14 protein-coding genes are annotated in these 18296 nt (G+C 69.2%); 10 read left to right on the plus strand and 4 right to left on the minus strand.

The window, feature by feature from the left end:
• Positions 1-30: 30 nt before the first annotated feature.
• Both ahcY and BLQ91_RS02775 read left to right on the plus strand, forming a co-directional pair.
• Positions 31-1494: an adenosylhomocysteinase gene (gene ahcY / locus BLQ91_RS02770; RefSeq protein ID WP_090094950.1), complete on the plus strand. Its 1464-nt coding sequence runs from the start codon at positions 31-33 to the stop codon at positions 1492-1494.
• Between the two features lie 50 nt (positions 1495-1544).
• Positions 1545-2015: a hypothetical protein gene (locus tag BLQ91_RS02775; RefSeq protein WP_143022495.1), complete on the plus strand. Its 471-nt coding sequence runs from the start codon at positions 1545-1547 to the stop codon at positions 2013-2015.
• Here BLQ91_RS02775 and BLQ91_RS02780 read toward each other — a convergent pair.
• Positions 1999-2172 (minus strand): DUF397 domain-containing protein, encoded by a 174-nt coding sequence (locus BLQ91_RS02780; RefSeq protein WP_090094952.1) that lies wholly within the window; start codon positions 2170-2172, stop codon positions 1999-2001. The two genes, BLQ91_RS02775 and BLQ91_RS02780, sit on opposite strands and share 17 nt — an antisense overlap.
• On the minus strand, positions 2147-3001 hold the full coding sequence (locus BLQ91_RS02785) for a helix-turn-helix domain-containing protein (protein ID WP_090094953.1): 855 nt from the start codon (positions 2999-3001) through the stop codon (positions 2147-2149). The genes BLQ91_RS02780 and BLQ91_RS02785 overlap by 26 nt, the downstream gene beginning before the upstream one ends.
• A 156-nt stretch (positions 3002-3157) precedes the next feature.
• Between BLQ91_RS02785 and BLQ91_RS02790 the strand changes: the two genes are divergently transcribed.
• Positions 3158-5281, plus strand: coding sequence for a TerD family protein (locus BLQ91_RS02790; RefSeq protein WP_090094954.1), 2124 nt, complete (start codon positions 3158-3160; stop codon positions 5279-5281).
• 147 nt (positions 5282-5428) lie between these two features.
• Here BLQ91_RS02790 and BLQ91_RS02795 read toward each other — a convergent pair whose 3' ends face one another.
• Entirely contained in the window at positions 5429-6397 is a 969-nt protein-coding gene (locus BLQ91_RS02795; protein ID WP_090094955.1) for a hypothetical protein, read from the minus strand.
• A gap of 142 nt (positions 6398-6539) precedes the next feature.
• Here BLQ91_RS02795 and BLQ91_RS02800 point away from each other — a divergent pair, with 142 nt between their 5' ends.
• The 5 genes from BLQ91_RS02800 (at position 6540) to BLQ91_RS02820 (ending at position 12458) form a co-directional block, all read left to right on the plus strand.
• On the plus strand, positions 6540-7184 hold the full coding sequence (locus tag BLQ91_RS02800) for a dTMP kinase (protein ID WP_090094956.1): 645 nt from the start codon (positions 6540-6542) through the stop codon (positions 7182-7184).
• A gap of 76 nt (positions 7185-7260) precedes the next feature.
• The gene (locus tag BLQ91_RS02805; protein WP_218130140.1) at positions 7261-8091 is read left to right on the plus strand and encodes an SAM-dependent methyltransferase; all 831 of its coding nucleotides are present in this window, start codon (positions 7261-7263) and stop codon (positions 8089-8091) included.
• 185 nt (positions 8092-8276) lie between these two features.
• Positions 8277-8954, plus strand: a complete 678-nt coding sequence (gene mtrA / locus BLQ91_RS02810; protein WP_030471262.1) for an MtrAB system response regulator MtrA — start codon at positions 8277-8279, stop codon at positions 8952-8954.
• A gap of 10 nt (positions 8955-8964) precedes the next feature.
• Positions 8965-10725: an MtrAB system histidine kinase MtrB gene (mtrB, locus tag BLQ91_RS02815; protein WP_090094957.1), complete on the plus strand. Its 1761-nt coding sequence runs from the start codon at positions 8965-8967 to the stop codon at positions 10723-10725.
• Complete coding sequence (locus BLQ91_RS02820; protein ID WP_090094958.1) at positions 10722-12458, plus strand: LpqB family beta-propeller domain-containing protein; 1737 nt, start codon at positions 10722-10724, stop codon at positions 12456-12458. The genes mtrB and BLQ91_RS02820 overlap by 4 nt, the downstream gene beginning before the upstream one ends.
• A gap of 228 nt (positions 12459-12686) precedes the next feature.
• On the opposite strand, the gene BLQ91_RS02825 is transcribed toward BLQ91_RS02820, so the two are convergent.
• The gene (locus BLQ91_RS02825; RefSeq protein ID WP_090095943.1) at positions 12687-13304 is read right to left on the minus strand and encodes a ComF family protein; all 618 of its coding nucleotides are present in this window, start codon (positions 13302-13304) and stop codon (positions 12687-12689) included.
• 989 nt (positions 13305-14293) lie between these two features.
• Between BLQ91_RS02825 and hpf the strand changes: the two genes are divergently transcribed.
• The gene (gene hpf / locus BLQ91_RS02830; RefSeq protein ID WP_090094959.1) at positions 14294-14959 is read left to right on the plus strand and encodes a ribosome hibernation-promoting factor, HPF/YfiA family; all 666 of its coding nucleotides are present in this window, start codon (positions 14294-14296) and stop codon (positions 14957-14959) included.
• Between the two features lie 360 nt (positions 14960-15319).
• Entirely contained in the window at positions 15320-18259 is a 2940-nt protein-coding gene (gene secA, locus BLQ91_RS02835) for a preprotein translocase subunit SecA (protein WP_090094960.1), read from the plus strand.
• Positions 18260-18296 lie beyond the last annotated feature (37 nt).

Consider the following 18296-nt stretch of genomic DNA (forward strand, 5'->3'; position numbering starts at 1 on the left):
CCTCTCTGAAGTGCCTTGGAGGACTTCGCAATGACCGCGGACCGGTTGCAGACCCGCAACGGCATCGACTTCGCAGTGGCCGACCTGTCGCTCCACGAGTTCGGTCGCAAGGAGATCCGTCTGGCCGAGCACGAGATGCCCGGCTTGATGGCGTTCCGCCGCGAGTACTCCGGGGTGTACCCCCTCAAGGGCGCGCGCATCTCCGGCTCGCTGCACATGACGATCCAGACGGCCGTTCTCATCGAGACCCTGGTTGACCTGGGCGCCGAGGTGCGCTGGGCGTCCTGCAACATCTTCTCGACCCAGGACCACGCGGCCGCAGCCGTCGTCGTCGGCCCCCACGGCACCGAGGAGGAGCCCAAGGGCATCTCCTGCTTCGCGTGGAAGGGCGAGACCCTCCCCGAGTACTGGTGGACGGCCGAGCAGATGCTCACCTGGCCGGACGGCAAGGGCCCGAACATGATCCTGGACGACGGTGGCGACGCCACCCTGCTCGTCCACAAGGGCGTCCAGTACGAGGCGGCCGGTGTCGTCCCGGCGGCCTCCGAGGACGACTCGGAGGAGTGGGCCATCGTCCTCGACACGCTGCGCGCGTCGCTGGAGAAGGACGGCAAGAAGTGGACGAACATCGCCGAGGACATCCGCGGCGTCACCGAGGAGACCACGACGGGCGTCATGCGCCTGTACCAGCTGGCCGCCGCCGGTGAGCTGCTCTTCCCGGCGATCAACGTCAACGACGCCGTCACCAAGTCGAAGTTCGACAACCGCTACGGCATCCGCCACTCGCTGGTCGACGGCCTGAACCGCGGCACCGACGTCCTGATCGGCGGCAAGGTCGCGGTCGTCTGCGGCTACGGCGACGTCGGCAAGGGCTCCGCGGAGTCGCTGCGCTCCCAGGGCGCCCGCGTCATCGTCACCGAGATCGACCCGATCTGCGCCCTGCAGGCCGCGATGGACGGCTACCAGGTCGCGCGCCTCGAGACGGTCCTCCCGACCGCCGACATCATCATCACGACGACGGGCAACAAGAACGTCGTCACCGTCGAGCACATGGCCCAGATGAAGCACCAGGCGATCCTGGGCAACGTCGGCCACTTCGACAACGAGCTCGACATGGCGGGCCTCGCCCGCTACCCCGGCATCCGCAAGAACAACATCAAGCCGCAGGTCGACGAGTGGGTCTTCCCGTCGGGCCGCACGATCATCGTGCTGTCCGAGGGCCGCCTGATGAACCTGGGCAACGCCACGGGCCACCCGTCGTTCGTGATGTCGAACTCCTTCTCCAACCAGGTGATCGCCCAGATCGAGCTGTTCACCAAGCACAAGGAGTACGACAACGAGGTCTACCGCCTCCCGAAGGTGCTCGACGAGAAGGTCGCGCGCATCCACCTGGAGGCGCTCGGCGGCGAGCTGACCAAGCTCACCAAGGAGCAGGCCGAGTACATCGACGTCGACGTCGAGGGCCCGTTCAAGCCGGAGCACTACCGCTACTGATCTGCCTTTCGAAGGGGCCTCCCGCGCTGGTCGCGGGAGGCCCCTGTTTCATGGACGGCGTGGGATTCTTCGGCACCTATGCCTACGAGCACGGCTCGTGGAAGACGCTGTCCGAGGGCGAGCTGCCGCCGCTCGCCGAGCCGTTCCTGTGGATCGACATCCACGACAGCGACATCACCTCGGTCGTCTACGCCCCCGCCGGCCCCGGCTCGGGCGTCGCCTACCTGGGCCTGACGCCGCGCACCTACTTCGAGAACCCCAGCGCCTCCGACCCGACCGACACCCTGCGCGAGGCCGCGGGGCTGGCCGCGTGGTGGGAAGAGCGGAACCCCGGCGGTGACGTGCCGGCCAAGCAGGCCGAGCTGCTGCAGTACCTGGCCGAGGACGAGGACCCGGACGCCTTCGAGTGGGACGAGTCCGAGGACGTCGACGAGATCGACGACGGCGAGGTGTTCGTCGAGGTCAAGACCCGGCGGTTCCTGGCGGCGCTCGACCTGCCGCTGCCTACCGGGCTCGGATGAACTCCTGCCAGGCCCCGGCGCTGAAGGTCAGCTCGGGGCCTGCGGTGTTCTTGGAGTCGCGGACGCGGACGGCCTGGGAGAACGCGACCTCGACGCAGTTGCTCCCGTCGGTGCCACCGCTGTAGCTGCTCTTACGCCAGGTGCAGTTTCCGGCCACTGAGGTCCTCCCGCGATCGGCTGGCTAGATCCGCCACCATCGACCGCGATTGTTCCTCATCCAGCGCGAGTGCATCCAGGTGCGTGAAGATCGACTTGCAGTGCTTGATCCCAGCCAGGTCCTGCACGAACACCTGTGCAAGATCCGACTCGGTGTAGGCCACGCTGTTGCGCTTGTCGTACTTCCACAGCACGTAGTTGGCCGAGTAGACACCCGCGGCACCACTCGTCGCGGGCACGATCCGGATGACGTGCGTGTGGAAGAGCAGCCGCATGAGCTGGTCCTCCATGACCTCGTCACTGCCGACCTTCAGCCGCAGCGCGTACTCGTGGATGAAGAAGGTGCACTCCGGCCGGTTGTGGCGTCGGAGGATCGCCTGCCGCTCCATGCGGAAGCGAACGTTCCTCTCGATAACCTCCGGGCTCGCGAGGCCGCGCGCCCGGAACAGTCCGAACGCGTACTCCTCCGACTGCACAAGGCCAGGTATGGAGGTCAGGTCGTAGCTGGTGATCTCGTCCGCCATCGACTCGGCCAGCGACATCGTGCGCAGGTTGTCGGGCACCTGCACGAAGTAGGGGTTGAAGGCCGACCGGTACCTGTCCAGGAAGTCGGTGATGAAGGCCTGGCTGCGGCCACACCGCCCCAGGTACTGGATGATGTCGATCTCCGTGGCGCGCACCTTGCCGTGCTCGATGTTCGAGACCTTCGCGGGATCCCACCCGAGCATCCGGGCGATCTTCCGCCCGCGAAAGGTGGTGAAGCGCTCTCGGACCTGCCGCAACTCGTCGCCCAGGTCACGGCTGTATGGAGTGGACGGATCGCCGTTCATGGAATCCGACGTTAGGCGATGGAGAGACAACAACAGCGTGCCCAAACGGGTGGAATCGCGCTGCGCGGCGAGCGGGTCGACAGCGGGTCCGAGCCCTGCCGGTTCGACCGCGCGCGGTACGAGGAGGTGGTCGCGGAACTCGGTTGACGTGCGAGGTTGACTTACCTCGTGCTCACGACGGTCATCCGGAGAACTCTGCGCGTGCCCACCTCGGCCGGGGCCGCCGGTGACGGCAGGGCCGCCGCACGGCAATTGGACGCCGTGCTGCTCAAGGTCGGGTTCAAGGCCTCGAAGGAACTGCTGGAGCACGTCGCCGGTTTCGCGCAGCCCACCGCGTACACGAAGTCCATCGTGGACGCCGTGCGCGGGCTCGTCGGCGACGACGTCAAGCACAACCCGTACTTCCTGACGTTCCCGTACGACGTGCCGGACACGGCCGAGTTCTGGACGGACTGCCTGCGGGACGCGCTCGCTCGTGAGGTACCGGCGGAGGAACTGCGCGTCAACAGCTTCTTCAACCTGCTGGCGATGCCCAAGTACGGGCGCCGCCAGCACACCTACGAGGAGCTCCTCGCGGCGCACGACGAGCTGGTGCCGTCGATCAAGAACCGCCTCACGGTGCTGCACCTCGGCGGCACCCTCGAGGAGGAGACCCGCCGCCTCTACCTGGACCTCGCCGCGAGCCCGACCGTGCTCGGCGAAGCCGACCTCGCGCTGTTCGTCGAGCTGGCCGAGCGGATCGGCGAGGTGCCCGAGACCATCCCGCTGCGGGAGAACCGCGCGGTCGTCAACGCCGCTCGTCTGAACGGCGGGCTGGCCCCGGTCGGGGTCGACACCGTCACCGACGTGCTGCGGCTGGCCTGCCAGGCGTCGGGCGGCGACGTCACGTTGCTGGAGGCGACGCGGTTCCGGTCGTTCCGGCGTTCCGAGCGCCGCGTCCTGCTGGCCGCCCTCGACGAGGTCGTCGCGGGCAACGCGGGCAAGCTCGGCGACGTGCCGCAGCGGCGCGAAGCCTGGAAGCGGCTCGGCGAACGGCTGCACCCGCACGAGTACGGCCAGTGGCCGCACGCGCAGGACGTGTTCGCCGTCGCGCGCGGGGAGAAGGCCACCAGCTCGTTCGCCGGACGCGCGGAAATGGCGTTCCAGGCAGGCGACGTCCGCAAGGCGGCGGAGATCCTGACCGCGGCTCCGGGCATGCTGTTCCGGCAGCTGGACCGGTTGCTGCGCAACGGCACCGCGGACGACGTCCCGGTGATCGTCGCCGCGGTGCGCGAAGTCGTTCCCGAGGTGTCCGGCCGGGTGCTCTGCTCGGTGCTGGAACACCTGGAGAACCGCGGAAAGCCGGACGTGGCAAGGGTGTTCGCGAACCGGTCGCGCCGCGCGTGGATCGCCGAGGACACCCGGCCGCCGCTCGACGCGGACACCGTCGAGGCCGCCACCTCGGTGCTGGAGGACGAACTGGTCCGGCGGCTGCCCGCGGTGTCCGGGCTGACCGTGGAACCCGCGGCGCTCGACGTCGTGGTCCCGTTGTCCGGCAATGCTTCCGAGGAGGGCTTCGGCGTGCAGCCGCGCGGCTCCAGGGTGCCGCTCGACGGCGAGCTGCTGCGGTTCTTCACGTACTGGCGCCAGGCGGAGTTGCCCACCGACTACGACCTGTCGGCCGTGCTGCTCGACGAGAAGCTGGAGCACGTCGGCCAGGTGTCGTGGACGAACCTCAGCGACGACGGCGCGTACTACTCCGGCGACCTCACCAGCGCGGCCGAGGGCGCGACCGAGTTCATCGACGTGCCGCGCCACGCCGTGCGGACGAAGTACGTCGTGCCGCAGGTGAACCTCTTCTCGGGTGAGCCGTTCACCAAGGTCGCGGAGTCGATGTTCGGCTTCATGGGCCGCGACCTCGACGAGTTGGGAAAGCCGTACGAGCCGAGCACCGTGCAGGCCCGCATGCCGTTGAACGGCTACGGCAACATCGCCGTGCCCGTGATCTTCGAGCGGACGGAGACCGGCTGGACCGGCACGTGGCTGCACCTGTACCTGCGCGGAACGCCGTGGTCGAACCAGCTGGAGGCGAACCGCGACATGGTCCGGCTCATCACCTCAGGTGTGTTGCGGCGCAAGTACTTCACGGTCGCGCGACTCGCCGGCCTGATCCGCCGCAAGACCACTGTGGACGCGCCGGCGCTGCACATCGCGTTGTCGAGGCCGGAAGGGCGTCACGTCGTCACGGTGGACCAGCTCGCGAAACTGCTGGAACCGGAAGGCGCGTCACTGCTAGCGTGAGCACCAGCGAGGCCATGGGAGTGCTTCCTCCTAACCACTCCAGCGATTAGCGCTCCCGCTTTCCTCGCCACTCCCTTCCGGGGGACGTGTGTCCGCGAACCGCGCGGACCACGTCGCTCGTGGTGTTTTCCGGGGACACCCCGGCCGCTAGCTCCACTCGACGGCGATGCCCGCGATGCCCGGCCCGACGTCGGCGAAGTACGCGCTGACGACGCCGCCGAGCCCGCACACCAGCTCCTCGACGTCGACCGGAGTCGCGTCGGCCGAGGCCAGGAACTGCTTCATGCAGCGCGCGGGCATCGCGCGCCGGTGGAACGACAGCTGCACGAGGTACGAGCCGCACGAGTCGCGGAACGTCCGGTGGTGGCCCGGCGTGGCGCTGCCGGTGTCGTCGACGATCGTGAAGCTGAAAACGTGCTCCTCACCGGCCGCGAGCCGCCGGTCGAACAGCATCTCGACCGCCAGGTTGCGGGAAACGCCCTCCCTGCGCAGACGGCCCTGGCGGCAGCCTTCACCGGCTCGCACCATCGCGTTCTCGATCGGCGCCCCTTCGTCGCCGTTGTGCGTCGCCAGGTACCGATCGGGTCCCTGCCGCAACGCGCGCACGACGAGCCGTGTGGTGATGGAGCGTTGTTCGCGGTGCATGCCTATCTGGACGGTGTCGTGGACGGACAGCACTTCGAGGTCCGCGTTGCCTCGCGCGGCTTCCGGTACGGAGTCGAACGCTGCCAGCAGCGGCGCGGGCTCGGGCCACGTCGCCACCGGGCGCGGCGCGTAGGTGTTCCCGGTTCGCGGACCGATGAGGTCCAACAAGGACGATGGCGGCAGGCGCAGAACCGTCTCCAGCGCGCGCACGGTGCTTATCGCGCGCGGCACCTCGGGGTGGCGCAGGCCGCGTTGCCAGTACGAGAGCGTCGACTGACCCACCTGGACACCGAGTTGTTCGAGGTGAGCGCGCAGCCGGGCGAGCGAGAGGCCGCGGTGGGCGATCGCCTCGCGCAAAGCGCGGTGGAACGGCCCGTAACGCAGCGTCTCGGCGAGCGGGGTCGGCAGACCCCCGGTCGGGTTACCGATCGGCTCGTTGACCGACTCGGCGTGCCCGGAATCCGCGGTCACCGCGGCACCTACCCTTCCAACGCGCCGTGTGACTGTTCACCGTAGTCACTCGTTCTGGTGATCGAAAGATCGGATTTCGTCCGTGTGGGGGACGTGCTGCGGCCGTGTGAGTGGCCGGAACCGGTCCCGTTAGGGTTCGGGCGTGGGAAAGCTCGTAGTGATCGAAGGCCTCGACGGCGCCGGCAAGCGCACCCTCGCCAACGGCTTGACCGAGGCGCTCGGTGCTCAGGGCAGGACCGTGGCCACCCACGCGTTCCCGCGCTACGGCCGCAGCGTCCACGCCGACCTGGTCCGCGACGGCCTCTACGGCAGGCTCGGAGACCTCAGCGACTCGGTCTACGGCATGGCCGTCCTCTACGCGCTCGACCGGCGCGGCGCGGCCGAGGAGATCCGCGAGGACCTCGAGAAGCACGACGTCGTCCTGCTCGACCGGTACGTGGCGTCCAGTGCCGCCTACAGCGCCGCGCGTCTGCACCAGGACGAGAACGGCGAGTTCGTGCGGTGGGTGCACGAGCTCGAGATCGAGCGCTTCGGGCTGCCTGTTCCGGACCTCCACCTGCTGCTGCGCGTGCCCGTCGAGGTCGCGGCCGAGCGGGCGGCGAAGCGGGAGCAGCACGACGAGTCGCGCGCCCGTGACATTTACGAATCCGATGGCGGGCTGCAGGCCCGGTGCGGGGTCGTTTACGACGGATTGGCGAAGATCGGCTGGCTCGCGCCGTGGCAAGTGGTGGACGGGCGGTCAAACGTGAACTTTTCTTCGCTCCTGGAATCACTCTTCACTCCTTGAGTGGTCGCTCACGTGCGTACCGGTTGACACGATCGAGTGTCCGGTACGTAACTGTGAGTGCATAGGAGATCACAATTTGAAGCGTGTCCTGCAGCGCCCTCCGGTCGGTGTCGCCCGTACGGCGGTGCTGATCGCTGCCGCCCGCGCACAAGAGCAGAGCCGGCTCCACCCACTCTTCGACGACCCCCTCGCCGCCGGCCTGGTGCAGGCCGCCGGCTCCGCGAACGACCTCAACGGCGTGCGCACCCTCGCGGGCGACCACTTCGTCCTGCGCACCCGGTACTTCGACGACGTGCTCCTCGGCGCGTCCCGGCCCCAGGTCGTGGTCATGGCCGCGGGCCTCGACACACGGGCGTTCCGGTTGCAGTGGCCACCGGGCACAAGACTCTTCGAGCTCGACCTGCCCGAGCTCGTCGAGTTCAAGGAGGACGCCCTGCACGACCTGGGAGCCCGGCCCGCGTGCGAGCGCGTCGTCGTTTCCTGCGACCTGCGCGACGACTGGCCGACGGCCCTGATCCGCGCGGGCTTCGACCCGAACAGGCCCACGGCGTGGTTGCTGGAGGGCCTGTTCATGTTCCTGCCGCCGGACGCGGGCGAGCGGTTGCTGTACTGGGTGAGCGCGCTCTCCGCCCGGGACAGCACGCTCGCGCTCGAACACGTCAACCGCGCCTTCCGGGAGCTGCCGCAGATGAGGGCGGTGCACCAGCGGTTCGGCGCGATGGACGCGCGCTGGCAGTCCGACGTGGAGGATCCGGTCGGGTGGCTCGACGCCCACGGGTGGGACGCCGAGCTCACGCACCAGGTCGACCTCGCCGCGCAGCACGAACGAGCTGTTCCGGCGATCACCGACCCGCGGAAGGTGGGTGATGCGCGGATCTGGCTGGCCTCCGCTGTTCGCACGACCTGAGAGCACCCGGTAACGAAAGGTGACCCTCGCGCGGTTACTCCCGCGACGAACAGGTCAAACGGGGTGAGGTGGGGTACGTGGAGCGGCAGTTCCGGCCGGTTACCGAACGGGCGCGCATCGCCACCAGCGGCAACGGAGCCTGGGTGGTGCGCGAACGCGCGGCCGGGAGTGCGACGATGTTGAGCATGAAGGCACGCGTGCTCGTCGTCGATGACGACCCCGCCCTGGCGGAGATGCTGACGATCGTGTTGCGCGGGGAGGGCTTCGACACCGCGGTGGTCGCCGACGGTGCCCGTGCCCTGCCCGCGCTGCGCGAGCTCAAGCCCGACCTCGTGCTGCTCGACCTGATGCTGCCCGGCATGAACGGCATCGACGTCTGCAAGGCGATCAGGTCCGAGTCGGGCGTGCCGATCGTGATGCTCACCGCGAAGAGCGACACGGTCGACGTGGTGCTGGGCCTCGAGTCCGGCGCGGACGACTACGTCGTCAAACCGTTCAAGCCGAAGGAGCTGGTCGCCCGCATCCGGGCGCGCCTGCGCCGCACCGAGGCGGAGCCGTCCGAGGTCCTGCAGATCGGCGACCTCACGATCGACGTCCCCGGCCACGAGGTGCTGCGCGAGGGCCGTCCGATCCAGCTCACGCCGCTGGAGTTCGACCTCCTCGTCGCGCTCGCCCGCAAGCCGCGGCAGGTCTTCACCCGCGAGGTGCTGCTCGAGCAGGTGTGGGGTTACCGCCACGCCGCCGACACCCGTCTGGTGAACGTCCACGTGCAGCGGCTGCGGTCCAAGGTCGAGCGGGACCCGGAGCACCCCGAGGTGGTGTTGACTGTCCGCGGTGTCGGCTACAAGGCCGGCCCTCCGTGACAGGTGGCGTATGAAGTTCGTTCGTCCGGTCGTCGCGAAGGCGCAGCTCCTCGCTGAGGAGGCGCGCAAGCGGTGGGCCGCGTTCGGTGACCTTTGGCGTCGGTCGCTGCAGCTGCGCGTCGTCGTGTCCACGCTCGCGCTCTCGTCCGCCGTGGTGTTCGTGCTGGGCATGGTGCTGCAGATGCAGATCACCAACCAGCTGCTGAACACCAAGGACGAGGCCGCGGTGCGGCAGGCGATGGCGTCGCGGGCGCTGATCCAGTCCGACCTCGTCGGCCTGAACCCCGGCCCGGACAGCGTGCAGACGCGGTTCACCAGCGCGATCAACAAGCTCGCCGTCGGTGGCAACGGAACCGACGCCACGACGGCGGGCGCCGGCGCGTTCGAACCGGTGCTGGCGGACGGACTGGGTTCGGCCGGTGCCGGGCGCGTGCCGTCCGTCGGCAAGCTCGAGGACGTGCCGCGCGGCCTGCGCGAGATGGTCGAGAACGGCACCGAGGGCACCCAGATCCACACGGTGCAGCGCGACGGCGCGGCGACGACGTTGTTCGTCGTGGGCCTGCCGATCAGCACGTCCGCGCGCTCCATGCAGATGTACCTGATCTTCCCCCTGACCGCCGAGCAGCGCACCGCCGAGGTCGTGCAGTCGACGCTCGCGGTCGGCGGCATAGTGCTGCTGGTCCTGCTCGCGCTGATCGCGAACCTGGTGACGCGCCAGGTCGTCCGGCCGGTGCGGCAGGCGGCCGAGGTCGCGGAGCGGTTCGCGGACGGCACGCTGCACGAGCGCATGCACGTCGTCGGCGAGGACGACGTGGCGCGCCTGGCCGAGTCGTTCAACGAGATGGCCGAGTCGATCCAGGCCCAGTTCAAGCAGCTGGAGGAGTTCGGCCAGCTGCAACGCCGCTTCACCTCCGACGTCTCGCACGAGCTGCGCACACCGTTGACGACGGTGCGCATGGCCGCGGACGTCCTGCACGCCTCCCGCGAGCAGTTCCCCGCCGGCCTCGCCCGCTCCACCGAGCTGCTGGTCGACGAGCTCGACCGGTTCGAGTCGCTCCTCGGTGACCTGCTGGAGATCTCCCGCCTCGACGCCGGCGTCGAGGAGCTGACCGCCGAGCAGGTCGACATCCGAGTGCTGGCCCGCCGCGCGCACGACTCGGTGCGCGCGATCTCCACGAGCGCCAACTCGCCGGTCGTGCTCGACCTGCCGGACGACGAGCTCACCGCGGAGCTCGATTCCCGCCGCGTGGAACGGATCCTGCGCAACCTGCTGGCGAACGCCATCGACCACGGCGAGGGCCAGCCCGTCGAACTCACCATGCGAGGCAACGCCGACGCCGTCGCGATCACCGTGCGGGACCACGGCGTCGGTCTGCGGCAGGGCGAGGCGGAACTGGTCTTCAGCCGCTTCTGGCGCGCGGACCCGTCGCGCAACCGCCGCACCGGCGGCACCGGCCTCGGCCTGTCGATCTCGCTGGAGGACGCCCGCCTGCACGGCGGCTGGCTGGAGGCGTGGGGCGAACCCGGCCACGGCGCCGTGTTCCGCCTGACGTTGCCGCGCAGGCACGGCGAGGAACTGCGCGAGAGCCCGCTGCCGCTCGCGCCCGCGATCCAGCACGAATCCGTCGTGGTGACCGAGGAGCCCGCCGCGGCCGAGGAGCCGGGCGAGATCGAGCTGAGGCCGGAGGAGATCACCTGGCAGCCCGCGGAGCCCGTCGACGGCACCGGCGCGGAGAAGTCGCCGGACGAGGTTTCGGAGGAAGTGCGGTGAAGCGGTTCGCATTGCTGTGGCTCGTCCTCGTCACCCTGACCGGCTGCGCCGCGATCCCGACGAACACCCAGCCGAAACCGATCGGCCCCAAGGACAGCAAGGGCGCCGACGCCCCGGACGCACCCGAACCGCGCCAGAACATCGACCCGTTCATGCTCGTGCGCGACTTCATCGACGCGACCTCCAACCCGGACGGCGACTACGCGGCCGCCCGCGCGTTCCTGACGCCGGAAGCCGCGAAGAAGTGGGACACCAAGAACCCCACGATCATCGAGACCGGTTTCTCCACCGTGCCGAGCTCGCAGGCGCCGCAGGAGAAGGCGCAGACCGTTCTGCTGCAGGGCAAGTACGTCGGCCGCCTCGGCAGCGACAACGCGTTCGTGCCGCAGCTCGGCGACTTCCAGAAGGCCGTGAAGGTCGAGCGCAACGCCGACAACCAGTGGCGCATCTCCGAGCCGCCTCCGGGCGTCTACATGCCGCAGAGCCTGTTCAACAACGCGTACCGCCGCATCACGCTCTACTTCTACAACCCCGAGTTCACCGTCCTGGTGCCCGACCCGCGCTACGTCGTGATCCCGCCCGTGACGAGCATCCCGACGCGCGTGACCGAGCTGCTGGTCAAGGGCCCCGGCGACGCGGTGCGCGACACGCTGGTGAGCGCGCTCGGCTCGGACGCCGACAAGTTCTCCGACACCAAGGAGTCCGACGACGGCGCCCTCGAGGTCAACCTCACCAACGTGGGCAAGGACCTCACCCCCGAGAAGCGCAAGCAGATCGTCGCGCAGGTGGTGAAGTCGTTCTCCGGCATCACCTCCTCGCGCGTGCGGGTGCTCGTCGAGGGCCAGCAGATCCTGCCGGACCAACGCGACTACCGGCCGTCCGACGTGTCGGCGACCGCGGGCGAGTCGTTGCTGGCGCTGAACGCGAACCTCCAGGGCATGCTCGTGGTGGACGGGTCGATCCGCTCGCTCACCGACGGCAACCCGATCAAGGGCCCCGCCGGCGCCGGCACGTACGGCGCGGTCTCGGCAGCGCAGTCGCTCGACGGCTCACGCCTCGCCGTCGTGTCCCGCTCGGGCGGCGGGGTTCGCCTGCGCGTCGGGGAGCTGGAGCAGGACCTGTCCGAAGTGGACCTGCCCGCCACCACGCTCTCCAGACCGACGTGGCTGCTCTCCACCGGCCCGAAAGAACCCGGCATCGAGGTCTGGACGGCCGTGGACGGCAAGTCCGTGGCCCGCCTGACCCGGTCCGACAACGGCAGCTGGACCGCCAAGGGCGTCAACATCACCGACATCGAGCCGTTCGGCTCGATCAGCGAACTGCGCCTGTCCCGCGACGGCACCCGAGCGGCCCTGGTGATCGCCGGCAAGCTCTACGTCGCCTCCGTGGTGCGCGACAACCAGGACGTCTCCCTGCGCGCACCCCGGCAGCTGCAGCCCTCGACTCTGGGCTCAGCGGTGCAGTCGATCGACTGGCTCTCCCAGGACGTGCTGGCGGTTTCCTCCTCGCTGCCCTCCTGGCCGGTCACGAAGGTCTACACCGACGGCTACCGGATGGACCGCTACAGCCAGTCGAACCTCACCGTGCCGGTGGGTTCGGTGGCTTCGGCGCCCGCGCGTCAGGTGCAGGTGGTCGACCCCTCCGGGCTGTGGTCGGCGTCGGACATCACCGACGTGTGGAAGTCGAGCGGGATCCGGGTGCCGCCGGGCTCGCTGGTGTTCTACCCGGGCTGAGTCCAGGGTGCCGTGCCGCGCCGGGAGGCGTGGTGCGCGGGCGCGAGCCGGGTGGCCGCGAGGACGGGGCTGCCCGTCTCCTCGGCGCCGTGCGGCACGGGTGCGGCCGCCACTGTGCCATGCCGCCGTGTCGAGCCACAGCCCGAAGCCTCAGCCCTGAGCCACAGCCCCGAGCCGCAACGCGGCCTCGCGCCAGTCAGCCATCGCCGCGAACGGCGCGACGCCTGCCTAGTCGCCGGGCCGGTGCGGCCGTGCCGAGGTCAGCGCGAGCACGGCGTTCGTCCGCACCCCGGCTGCCCGCAAAGCGCGCACGCAGGCCGCGGCCGTCGCGCCGGTCGTGATCACGTCGTCCAGCAGCACGACCGTCCCCGGCGGTGGCCGCCCCACGACCTCCACCCGCCCGGCCAGGTTCCGCCGCCGGGCGCCGGCGCTCAGCCCCACGGAGTCGGCCACCCCGGGCCCGAGCCGCAGCACCGGCGCGACGGCGGCGACGTCCACCTCCCGGGCGATCCGCACCATGTGGTCACCACCGCGGTCCCGCGCGGCACTGCGCCGGGAGGGCGCCGGCACGATCGTCCAAGGCGGAGGCCCGACCGCGACCAGGGCCACCGCGACCATCGCGCCGAACCAGGCTGAGAGCGCCCGTGCGCTCCGTTCCTTGAAGGCCAGCACGAGTTCCCGTGCCGCACCGTTGTAGGTCGCGAGCGTCCACACGGGCGGCGCCACACCGGGCACCTGGAGGCGCGTGGGCGGGCCGAAGCCGTCGAGGCACGTGGCGCAGCAGGCGGTGCCGGAGAGGCCGCAGCCGGAGCAGACGGGAGGCAGGAGCAGGTCGAGAGCGGTCATGGGAACCAGGATGGCGGCGGGGTCCGACAGAAAATCGCGGTCGGCCGGGGAAGGGGCCGGGACGCCGGCCGCGACGGGCCTTTCGGCACCGCCCACTAGGGTGAAGTTCCGGTTGCGTTGTCGATCTCCACCGCCTCCGCGCACCACCTGAATCCGCAGCTCGGAGCGAGTTCTGTGACGACGTCCCAAGATCCGGTAGCTCGTTTCGCCCCGTTTGTCCGAGCGTCTGTCGAGCCGATGTTCCGGAACTGAGCGGTCCGCACGTCCGCCGCCGACGCCCGGCCACGCGCGCTCAACCGCGGCCCCCTTGGGTGGCCCGCGGCGGCCTTCGTGACACCTCCGAGTGGTTAACGATTATTCACATGTCGGGCTGACCAGCGGTTATTACTTGAAATGCGCTCGCGTTCGGCGCGCGGCGTGATCAACCGCCTTGTCCGTCATTGGGCGAAATCCGCCGTTCAGCCCGGCGTGACTGGGTCGTGATCGGGCATCTGCACCGATTGGGACGGGCGGAAGAAGTGAGTCCGCAACCCGCTCCGCGGATCGGAATCGATCTCCTCCCGGTTTCGGGAACATGACGCGGGGGTCGCCCGTTGGCTGGGTATGAGGCCGCGACCGGAGCCGTTCGACGCAGCAAGCCTGCCGTCGAGTGCCGGTGCGCGGCTGGGCCTTGCGGGTGAGTGGGAAGGTGGCGGGTTTGGCTCGCGGCACGCTCGGGAAACGTTTGGCAACACGCTGTCGTTGCGCTGCGTAGTCGTCGAAAAATCTCGTCGTTCCCCCGGCAAGGGGGCTTACGCGACGGTGAATCCCAAGCTAACGTGCACCGCTATCAGCGTTCCGGCCCGCGGGGAGGAGGCGAACAGCCCATGATCCTGGCGCCGTGAGAGCTGGGGGAGACGACCCTCTGCGACACATCCGCGATCCAAGATCGCCACGGCGCTTTGAATGCAGTCCAGCCATAGCTCGCAGCAAAGCGAGGGAGGTCGTGTATGGACATCGTCGTTAAGGGCCGCAATGTCGAGGTGCCCGATCACTACAGGGTGCACGTCGCCGAAAAGCTGGCCCGGCTTGAGCGCTACGACCGCAAGGTCATCCGCTTCGACGTGGAGCTTTTCCACGAGCCGAACCGCCGTCAGTCGAAGAACTGCCAGCGGGTCGAAATCACCGGCAAGGGACGTGGACCCGTGGTCCGTTCCGAAGCCTGCGCGGGTGACTTCTACGCCGCGCTCGATTCTGCGGTCGCGAAGCTCGAGAACCGCCTGCGTCGGTCACATGACCGCAGGCGCGTCCACCACGGGGCGCGTGCCCCGATCTCGGTGGCCGAAGCGACAAGCGGACTGGGTGAACCGTCCGCCGGCGAAAGCATGACGTCGCGCCGCGCGAAGACCGCGGTGCTCGACGCACCCGAGGCCGACCACGAGGGCATGGCGGAAGTGCCCGCGCAGCGTTGGGAAGAGGGCCTCGAAGACAAGTTGCCCGGACGCGTCGTACGCGAGAAGGAGCACGCCGCCAAACCGATGACCGTCGACCAGGCCCTCTACGAGATGGAGCTGGTCGGCCACGACTTCTACCTGTTCGCCGACGCCGAATCCGGGCGCCCGAGTGTCGTCTACCGCCGGAAGGGATTCGACTACGGCGTGATCAGGCTGGCCTGACCCGCGCGGACCCGTACCTCCTACCGCCGCCGCCCCGCACCCCTCGCGTGCGGGGCGGCGGCGTGCGTCTACCGCCGGTCGGACCCATTGCGACCCCGGACGTTCACCGTCAAGGTGAACTTGGCCGCGCCAGGAACCTTCACGCGGTCCCCGTACGTTCTCCAGACCAGTAGCCGAGGTGGGGGCACCGGCGACAGGAGGTCTGCGACACCGCAGAACCGGCACCTGACCTGCGCATACCAGGTCGGGGGTGCCAATCCGCCTGTGTCCGTGCACACATCTTGGCGACTTGCCTACGATGGGCAGGGGAAAGGCGTCCGTGGTGGGCGCGCCGCGATACAGGTGATGAGGTCTATCCAGATGGTGCTGTCCCGACTGCTCCGCTCCGGCGAGGGCAAGATGCTCAAGCGCCTCCGCAACATCGCACAGCACATCAACCACCTGGAAGAAGAGGTGGTGGACCTCTCCGACGCCGAGTTGCGCGGCAAGACCGAGGAGTTCAGGAAGCGTCACGCCGAGGGCGAGTCGCTCGACGAACTCCTTCCCGAGGCGTTCGCCGTGGCCCGCGAGGCCGCGAAGCGCACCCTGGGCCAGCGGCCCTACGACGTGCAGATGATGGGTGGAGCGGCGCTCCACCTGGGCCAGATCTCCGAGATGCGCACCGGTGAGGGCAAGACGCTGACCTCGGTCATGCCCGTGTACCTCAACGCGCTCGCCGGCAAGGGCGTCCACGTCATCACCACGAACGACTACCTGGCCAAGCGCGACGCGGACTGGATGGGCCGCGTGCACCGCTTCCTGGGGCTGTCCGTCGGCGCGATCCTCTCCGAGATGACTCCGGAGCAGCGCCGCGCGTCGTACAACTCGGACATCACCTACGGCACGAACAACGAGTTCGGCTTCGACTACCTGCGCGACAACATGGCGTGGAGCCTGGAAGAGTGCGTGCAGCGCGGCCACTTCTTCGCGATCGTCGACGAGGTCGACTCGATCCTCATCGACGAGGCCCGCACGCCGCTGATCATCTCCGGCCCGGCCGAGCAGTCGGCCCGCTGGTACACGGAGTTCGCACGCCTGGTCCCGCGCATGCGCGGCATCGACGTCACCCAGCTCTCCCAGAAGGACCGCATCGAGGTCATCGAGGAGAAGTCGAAGTCGTACCACTACCAGTACGACGAGAAGAAGCGCACGGTCGCCGTCACCGAGCTCGGTGTGGAGTTCATCGAGGACCAGCTCGGCATCGACAACCTCTACGAGGCCGCGAACACGCCGTTGGTGGGCTACCTGAACAACGCCCTCAAGGCGAAGGAGCTCTACAACCGCGACAAGGACTACATCCTCCGCAACGGCGAAGTGATGATCGTCGACGAGTTCACGGGTCGTGTGCTCGCCGGTCGTCGCTACAACGAGGGCATGCATCAGGCCATCGAGGCCAAGGAGGGCGTGGAGATCAAGGCGGAGAACCAGACGCTCGCCACGATCACCCTGCAGAACTACTTCCGCCTCTACGAGAAGCTCGGCGGCATGACCGGTACCGCCGAGACCGAGGCGGCCGAGTTCCACCAGACCTACAAGCTGGGCGTCGTCCCGATCCCGACGAACCGCCCGCCGCAGCGCAAGGACCAGCCCGACCTCGTCTACAAGAGCGAGGAGGCGAAGTTCGAGGCCGTCGCCGAGGACATCGCCGAGAAGCACGCCAAGGGCCAGCCGGTCCTGATCGGCACGACGAGCGTCGAGCGCTCCGAGTACCTGTCGAAGCTGCTGGTGCGCAAGGGCATCCCGCACGAGGTGCTGAACGCGAAGCACCACGACCGCGAGGCGCTGATCATCGCGAAGGCGGGCCGCAAGGGCGCCGTCACCGTCGCGACGAACATGGCCGGTCGCGGTACCGACATCGTGCTGGGCGGCAACCCGGACATCATCGCCGACCACGAGCTGCGCGACCGCGGCCTCGACCCGGTGAACACGCCGGAGGAGTACGAGGCCGAGTGGGCGAAGGTCGTCGAGGAGCTGACGACCCAGGGCAAGGCCGAGGCCGACGAGGTCCGCGAGGCCGGTGGTCTCTACGTGCTCGGCACCGAGCGCCACGAGTCGCGCCGCATCGACAACCAGCTCCGCGGCCGCACCGGCCGTCAGGGCGACCCCGGTGAGTCGCGCTTCTACCTGTCCCTGCAGGACGAGCTGATGCGCCGCTTCAACGCGTCCATGGTCGAGATGGTCATGACGCGCCTGAACGTGCCGGACGACGTGCCGATCGAGCACAAGATGGTCACCCGCGCCATCCGCAGCGCGCAGACCCAGGTCGAGCAGCAGAACTTCGAGATCCGCAAGAACGTCCTCAAGTACGACGAGGTCATGAACCGCCAGCGCACGGTGATCTACGCCGAGCGCCGCCGCGTCCTCGAAGGCGAAGACCTGAGGGAACAGGTCGAGCACATGATCCAGAGCGTCATCGAGGAGTACGTCAACGGCGCCACCGCCGACGGCTACGCCGAGGACTGGGACTTCGACAAGCTCTGGACCGCGCTGAAGACCCTCTACCCGGTCTCCCTCGACCCGAACGAGCTCCTCGAGTCCGACGAGGACATCACCCGCGAGTACCTGCGGGAAGCCCTCATCGAGGACGCGATGAACGCCTACCGCGCCCGCGAGGCCGACATCGACAGCCGAGTCGGCGAAGGCGCCACCCGCGAGCTGGAGCGCCGCGTCCTGCTGTCCGTCCTGGACCGCAAGTGGCGCGAGCACCTCTACGAGATGGACTACTTGAAGGAGGGCATCGGCCTGCGCGCGATGGCGCAGCGCGACCCCCTCATCGAGTACCAGCGCGAGGGCTTCGAGATGTTCAACGCGATGCTCGACGCGCTGCGCGAGGAGACCGTCGGCTTCCTGTTCAACCTCCAGGTCGAAGCAGCGGAGCCGGAGCCGGCCCAGCCGGAGGTCCCCGTGACCCTCGCCGCGGCCCCGCAGGCCCTCCCGCAGGTCTCGGGCAACGGCGGAGGCGCCCGTGCCCGTGCCCGCGCGGCAGCAGCCGCCCAGCAGCAGGCCCAGCAGCAGGCCCAGGCCCCCGCAGGCCCGGCGATGGCCCAGCTGGCCAGCGGCAACGCCATCCCGCCGGCCCTGCGCGGCAAGGGCCTCGGCGGCCCCGGCCAGCAGAACCTGAGCTACAGCGGCCCGGCCGAGGACGGCGGCGTGGAAGAGCACGCCGAGGCGACCGGCGGCGCCGGCCAGCAGGGCGGCACCCGCAAGGAGCGCCGCGAGGCCGCCCGCCAGGCGGCCAAGAACCAGCGCCGGGGTCGCTGACTCCACCTCTTGTCGCCGCGTGGGCCGCACTCCTCCG

The sequence above is a fragment of the Lentzea jiangxiensis genome, assembly GCF_900104175.1.
In the GTDB taxonomy this organism is placed as follows: Bacteria; Actinomycetota; Actinomycetes; order Mycobacteriales; family Pseudonocardiaceae; genus Lentzea; species Lentzea jiangxiensis.

Excerpts from the sequence above, each read along its gene's own strand:
- BLQ91_RS02785 (WP_090094953.1), bottom strand. The coding sequence starts at position 3,001 with ATGAACGGCGATCCGTCCACTCCATACAGCCGTGACCTGGGCGACGAG.
- ahcY (WP_090094950.1), top strand. The coding sequence starts at position 31 with ATGACCGCGGACCGGTTGCAGACCCGCAACGGCATCGACTTCGCAGTG.
- mtrA (WP_030471262.1), top strand. The coding sequence starts at position 8,277 with ATGAAGGCACGCGTGCTCGTCGTCGATGACGACCCCGCCCTGGCGGAG.
- mtrB (WP_090094957.1), top strand. The coding sequence starts at position 8,965 with ATGAAGTTCGTTCGTCCGGTCGTCGCGAAGGCGCAGCTCCTCGCTGAG.
- secA (WP_090094960.1), top strand. The coding sequence starts at position 15,320 with ATGGTGCTGTCCCGACTGCTCCGCTCCGGCGAGGGCAAGATGCTCAAG.
- BLQ91_RS02825 (WP_090095943.1), bottom strand. The coding sequence starts at position 13,304 with ATGACCGCTCTCGACCTGCTCCTGCCTCCCGTCTGCTCCGGCTGCGGC.
- hpf (WP_090094959.1), top strand. The coding sequence starts at position 14,294 with ATGGACATCGTCGTTAAGGGCCGCAATGTCGAGGTGCCCGATCACTAC.
- BLQ91_RS02775 (WP_143022495.1), top strand. The coding sequence starts at position 1,545 with ATGGACGGCGTGGGATTCTTCGGCACCTATGCCTACGAGCACGGCTCG.